4 protein-coding genes are annotated in these 6,651 nt (G+C 42.7%); all 4 read left to right on the forward strand.

Annotated features, from left to right (window positions below):
- Positions 1–27 precede the first annotated feature (27 nt).
- Positions 28–1,902, forward strand: a complete 1,875-nt coding sequence (gene flgK / locus KP803_RS05110; RefSeq protein ID WP_248007751.1) for a flagellar hook-associated protein FlgK — start codon at positions 28–30, stop codon at positions 1,900–1,902.
- A gap of 12 nt (positions 1,903–1,914) precedes the next feature.
- A complete protein-coding gene (flgL, locus tag KP803_RS05115) occupies positions 1,915–3,108 on the forward strand; it encodes a flagellar hook-associated protein FlgL (protein ID WP_248007752.1) in 1,194 nt (397 codons plus the stop codon).
- Between the two features lie 383 nt (positions 3,109–3,491).
- The gene (locus KP803_RS05120; protein WP_248007753.1) at positions 3,492–4,631 is read left to right on the forward strand and encodes a flagellin; all 1,140 of its coding nucleotides are present in this window, start codon (positions 3,492–3,494) and stop codon (positions 4,629–4,631) included.
- 504 nt (positions 4,632–5,135) lie between these two features.
- Positions 5,136–6,269, forward strand: a complete 1,134-nt coding sequence (locus KP803_RS05125) for a flagellin (RefSeq protein ID WP_248007754.1) — start codon at positions 5,136–5,138, stop codon at positions 6,267–6,269.
- Positions 6,270–6,651: the final 382 nt, after the last annotated feature.

A 6,651-nucleotide genomic window follows, 5' to 3' on the forward strand; every position in this document is an offset into this window, starting at 1 on the left:
TGATATTTCATCGACTTTGGGGGCGGTATGGCGTCGGATCTTCTGAATTTAGGGACACAAAGTGTTCTTACAGCTCAGAGACAACTCAACACCACAGGGCATAATATTTCAAATGCCAATACAGATGGTTATAGCCGGCAGTCTATTATCCAAGGCACGAACTCGCCTAGACAATATGGCGGTGAAACCTACGGCATGGGTGTTCATGTGGAAAAAGTTCGCCGCTCTTGGGATCAGTTTGCCGTTAATGAGCTGAATGTCGCGACAACTAGCCATGCATTTAAAACCGACACAGAAGAAAACCTCGACATGCTCTCTAGCATGCTCTCATCTGTTGCCTCTAAAAAAATTCCTGAGAATTTAAACGAATGGTTTGATTCCATTAAGACGTTAGCCGATAGCCCAAATGATGTTGGTACCCGAAAAGTGGTGCTAGAGAAAGCGGGCTTGATTACTAAAAACCTTAATGACTTTCATGAAACCATCCGTTTACAGTCTGACGTTGCCAATAAAAAATTGGATTTAGGCATCGAGCGAATTAATCAATTGGCTTTAGAGCTACGTGATACACAACGCTTAATGATGCGTACTCCAGGCCCTCATAACGACTTGATGGATCAGCATGAAAGATTGGTTTCAGAGCTTTCTGAGTACACGAAGGTCACAGTCACTTCGCGAAAGAACAGCGAAGGCTTCAATATCCATATTGGTAATGGTCATACGCTGGTTTCTGGAACGGAAGCAAGTCAGTTAAAAATGATTGATGGCTACCCAGATGTTCATCAGCGTCGTCTGGCGATTGTTGAAGGCAAGGGGATTAAACCGATCACCACCAAAGACATAGATGGCAAGCTTGGTGCACTTCTAGAGATGCGTGATGCGCATATTCCGCATCTTATGGACGAGCTAGGTCGTCTATCAGCCTCATTCTCATTTGAAGTCAATAAGCTTCAATCACAAGGTTTAAACCTTAGAGGTAATATTGGTGGTTTGATCTTTACCGATGTCAATGAGGACCGTATTACTAAGTCGCGTGTGGTTCAAACGCCTGACTCTAAAGCCGACCTTGCCGTTTTCATCGAAGATACGACGCAGCTTAAAGGCGGTGAGTATTCTCTTCAATATAATGGTAGTGACTATTTTATTACGCGTCCATCAGGTGAGCGAGTCGTTGTACCCATGACTGGTAACTCATTGCTCATTGATGGTGTACGAATTGAAGTTCGCCAGAATCTAGAAGCCGGTGAACGAGTTCTTATTCGCCCTACTCGAAATTCTGCTGCTGAAATGCAAATGGCCACCAATGACCCAACGGCCATTGCCGCGCAAAGCTTTAAAGCATCAACGTCTTTCGCACAGGGAACGGCAAAGTTCAAGATTTTACAAGTAGGCGAGATTAAAGAATTCGAAGTTGTGGTGTCACCAAAGGGTGATCAGTTTGCAGTGACTGATACTAGAGGAAAGATTCTCTTAGAGCCGCAAGACTACCCACCTCGAGGACCCGTTCTTGTTCAAGGGACGGCTTTTACGCTAACTCCAGGAGCCATTGCCAATGACAAATTCACGGCAAACCTTGTCCCTTCTGAAGGCGATAACGGCAACTTGTTGAAAATGCAGAATATCCAAACCGACAAGAAGTTAAATGATAACGAATCGACGGTCTTGGATATTTACCATAACTTAAACACCAATGTTGGATTGAAGACATCGACCGCTTCGCGTCTCTCTGATATTTCACGTTTGGAGAAAGAGGCTGCTCAAGAACGAATCGCTTCAATATCTGGTGTAAACCTTGATGAAGAAGCGGCTAACATGATGAAGTTTCAGCACGCATATATGGCCTCTTCTCGGATTATGCAAACGGCAAATGACACCTTTAATACCATTTTGGCACTGCGATAGGGAGGCAACTGAATGTTAAATAGAATCTCAAGTTTCCATAACTATCAATCAGTCCAAAATGATTTGCGTCGGCAAGAGACCAAAATTCATCACAACCAAGCTCAGCTGGCTTCGGGTAAAAAGCTGATGAAGGCAAGTGACAACCCTCTTGCAACACATTACATCCAAAATGTCGGTCAGCAATCAGAGCAGCTTCGTCAATATGTTGATGCGATTGTATTGGTACGAAATCGTCTAGAACACCATGAAGTCATCATTGCTAATACCGAGAGCTTTGCTGATGAAGCTAAGCGTACCGTGATGGAGATGATCAATGGCTCGCTATCTGCCGAAGACCGTTTTGCTAAAAAACGAGAGATACAAGAAATAGCCAACAACTTCTTAAATATTGTGAATGTTCAAGATGAATCTGGAAACTACATTTTTGCCGGAACCAAGCCAAAAAACCAACCGTTCTTTCGAGATAACGACGGCACAGTCACTTATTCGGGCGATGATTATCAACGTAAGATGAAAGTCTCTAATACGCTTGATATGCCCATAAATGACCCTGGTAATAAGTTATTCATGGAAATAGACAATCCATTTGGTGACTATGAGCCTCAATATAAGCTCAATGACGCGTCAGAACTGTTGCTTGAGCGTGCAACTAACATCGATCCCGATGATACCTCTAGCTATAAAGTCACTTTTGTGGACATGAATAACGGAAAGTTTGGTTATCAGTTAGAAAAAGATGGCAGCGTGGTTAAAGCGGATGAATTTGACCCTTCGACCGGCATACGCCATGAAGGTTTAACGATTCAGGTTAAGGGACAAATAAGCAAGAGTGACGAGATTTCAATTGAACCTCGTAAAACTTACTCTATTTTTGAAACGTTCCAACAGGCGATGGATTTGGCTGAGAATTCGGTCTCTGATTCCGATAGTACAGCGAAACTACACCAAATTACCGAAGAGTTTCATGCGGCATTTATTCATTTGAATAAGGCTCGAACGGATGTAGGTGCAAGGTTAAGTACGCTTGATATTCAGGAGCAGCAGCATGAAGACTTCAAGCTAACACTCTCGAAATCAAAGAGTAACTTTGAAGATCTCGACTATGCGGAAGCCGTCATTGAGTTTAATGAGAACTCACGTGCGCTCCAAGCATCTCAACAGGCATTTGGAAAAACCAAAGATCTGACTTTATTTAATTACATCTAATTTTTGAATGCCTTACGTGCAATGCCGTAAGTGCAATTAGGTGTGAATGATTGTCACTGTGAAGCAACTGCTATTAAGAAAGCATGAGTTTTAAAGCGGCAATAGAATGCGGCAATTGGCCGTAACAAAAGTAGCAAGGTATTAAATGCATTAAAATTAAATAAGGAATTATTTCGTTAATCTTTATTTAAACAAGTAGTTAGCGCATTTTTTGTACTGGTTAAAAAGTTGGCACACTACTTGTATTACATTTAGTAACAGTGAAACAAAGAATTAAAGACTTGTAGTAATACAGGTTTAGCAAGGCAATTACGGTCAGTGCTTCCAAATGAGATTAAGCTGGCCGCTTCGCAAGCACTTGCGAACTCACTAGGAGAGCAAATATGACCATTACAGTAAATACAAACGTCTCAGCGTTAACCGCTCAGCGTTATTTAAATAAGGCCACCGGTGAACTCAATACGTCAATGGAACGTTTGTCTTCTGGTAACCGCATAAACAGTGCTAAAGATGATGCGGCTGGTCTTCAAATTTCTAACCGATTGACAGCGCAATCTCGCGGTCTTGATGTCGCAATGAGAAACGCCAACGATGGTATTTCAATTGCGCAGACAGCAGAAGGTGCGATGAATGAGTCGACGAGTATTCTTCAACGTATGCGTGACTTGTCCCTTCAATCAGCGAACGGCACTAACTCTACTTCAGAGCGCCAAGCGTTGAATGAAGAAGTGGTAGCGCTGCAAAACGAATTAAACCGTATCGCAGAGACAACTTCCTTTGGTGGGCGTCGACTACTTAACGGTTCATTTGGTGAAGCATCATTCCAAATCGGTGCTAGCTCTGGTGAAGCCATCATCATGGGGCTGACGAGTATTCGTGCCGATGACTTCCGCATGGGAGGCCAGTCTTACTTTGCCGAAAACGGTAAAAGTGCTGACTGGGATGTAGCTGCCGGCGCTAATGATCTTAAGTTCGAATTTACGGATAAAAATGGTGAGTTAGTTACTGTCGATATCATGGGTAAAGTGGGTGATGATGTAGAAGAACTCGCGACTTACATCAACGGTCAAACAGATGCTGTACAAGCTTCTGTCGGTGATGAAGGTAAGTTACAAGTCTTTATTGCTCAACCTGATATAGAAGGCGATCTCGCAATCTCAGGTGGCTTGGCTACCGAACTGGGTTTGAATGGCGGTCCAGGCGTTTACACAACGGTGAAAGACATCGATGTAACCTCAGTAACGGGCTCTCAAAATGCAGTGGGTATCATTGACGCAGCATTAAAGTACGTTGACTCACAGCGAGCAGATCTCGGCGCAAAACAGAACCGACTAAGCCACAGCATTAACAACTTGGCAAATATCCAAGAGAACGTTGAAGCATCGAACAGTCGAATTAAAGATACAGATTTCGCCAAGGAAACAACACAGTTGACGAAATCTCAGATATTGCAACAAGCAGGTACGTCAATACTTGCTCAAGCTAAACAGTTGCCAAACTCTGCAATAACGTTGTTGCAGTAGTAATTGGAGCTTTACCCTAGTTACGCAGACGTGAGTAATAGGTAAAACCCAAGGCAAAGTATGATTATTATTGGATAGTTAAGCTCTCTCAGATACACCCTGCTTTTCTATTTTTACGGTAACCATGCGCCCCGGTCAGTCGGTATTGTGATCATTTCTCTTGATCTCCACATGACGCCGGCTAACCAAACTAGCCCCGGTTCTCTCAAAGGAAAAGGGGCTTTTTCTTGTCTGAAGCTTTATATATTCTTATTAACGAATCAATACGCAGCCCCTCGGCAGAGTGCTTCTTTTCTTTAGCCCATTTTTTTCATTATGTCGGTAAGGTCTTGTTATTAGGCTATTTAGTAAATTAATTAATATTATCTCCTGTTTTTTCTAAAGGTATTCTTTTTAAGGTCGCTAAGAGTTTACTTTGAGAGAACTAATTGGTTTTACGAGACGTCGGAAACCGTTCGGATAGAAATATTTCCGCTCGTCGGAAAATCAATAGGAGAGACCACTATGGCGGTTAATGTAAATACAAACGTATCTGCGATGACAGCTCAACGCTATTTAAACAGTGCTAATAGCGCTCAGCAAACATCGATGGAACGTCTATCATCTGGCTTTAAAATTAATAGCGCAAAGGACGATGCGGCAGGTCTACAGATCTCTAACCGCTTGAATGTTCAAAGTCGCGGCCTTGATGTAGCGGTGCGTAACGCGAACGATGGTATTTCAATTGCACAAACAGCAGAAGGTGCAATGAACGAAACAACCAACATCCTACAGCGTATGCGTGATCTATCACTTCAATCTGCAAATGGCTCTAACTCTAAATCTGAGCGTGTGGCTATTCAGGAAGAAGTAAGTGCTCTAAACAATGAGCTTAACCGTATCGCGGAAACGACCTCATTTGGTGGTAATAAACTACTAAACGGTACGTTCGATACCAAATCTTTCCAGATTGGTGCTGATAATGGTGAAGCTGTGATGCTAACACTAAACAACATGCGTAGTGATAACGTGCTGATGGGTGGTGACAGCTATAAAGCGGCAAACGGCCAGGATAAAGATTGGTCAGTACAAACAGGCGGAAACGACCTGACTATTGCTTTGACAGATAAGTTTGGTAATGCACAGAACCTAGCTATTGACGCAAAAGTTGGCGACGACATTGAGCAGTTGGCCACTTACATCAATGGTCAGCAAGATATGATCAAAGCGTCTGTTGATGAAGATGGCAAACTTCAAATGTATGCAGACAACAATAAAGTTGAAGGTGCTGTAACATTTGGCGGTAGCTTAGCGGGTGAACTTGCGATTGGTGGTCCAACAGCAGTAACCGTTGACACTATCGATGTAACTTCAGTTGGTGGCGCGCAAGAGTCGGTAGCTATTGTTGACTCTGCATTGAAGTTTGTTGATAGTCACCGTGCTCAACTTGGTGCATTCCAAAACCGATTTGACCATGCGATTAACAACTTGGATAACATTAACGAAAACGTTAATGCATCTCAAAGCCGCATCAAAGATACAGACTTTGCAAAAGAAACAACGGCATTGACGAAATCTCAAATCCTATCTCAAGCGTCGAGTTCAGTACTTGCTCAAGCAAAACAAGCGCCAAATTCAGCGCTCGGTTTATTGGGATAACTCTCTTTTAGATTAATGGAATAAAAGAGAACTTTAGAATGAAAAATCCAGCTTCGGCTGGATTTTTTTGATCTGAGAACTACAACGATGATGCTGACGACAGCAAGACGATCTACTGTTCTATAAAGTCTTCACCTGAGTGTAGAAAAAGAGCAGAGGGCGTATTGAAAAAAATCAAAGGGGCTGAGTAGGGGGAGTTGTAGTTCATCGCTTATAAGCATGTAGAGAGGGTAGAAGCGGCATCGGATATCCCCAGATTAGGCATAAAGAATGGGAATAGAGGGTAATGGCACTAATTAGGACGTCGAGATTGGTTTATAGAGTGCTAGATACAACAAAACCCAGTATAAGCTGGGTTTTATTGCATTCTGCTTAAGCAAAA

The sequence above is a fragment of the Vibrio amylolyticus genome (assembly GCF_023145695.1).
Taxonomy (GTDB): Bacteria; Pseudomonadota; Gammaproteobacteria; order Enterobacterales; family Vibrionaceae; genus Vibrio; species Vibrio amylolyticus.

Excerpts from the sequence above, each read along its gene's own strand:
- flgK (WP_248007751.1), top strand. The coding sequence starts at position 28 with ATGGCGTCGGATCTTCTGAATTTAGGGACACAAAGTGTTCTTACAGCT.
- flgL (WP_248007752.1), top strand. The coding sequence starts at position 1,915 with ATGTTAAATAGAATCTCAAGTTTCCATAACTATCAATCAGTCCAAAAT.
- KP803_RS05120 (WP_248007753.1), top strand. The coding sequence starts at position 3,492 with ATGACCATTACAGTAAATACAAACGTCTCAGCGTTAACCGCTCAGCGT.
- KP803_RS05125 (WP_248007754.1), top strand. The coding sequence starts at position 5,136 with ATGGCGGTTAATGTAAATACAAACGTATCTGCGATGACAGCTCAACGC.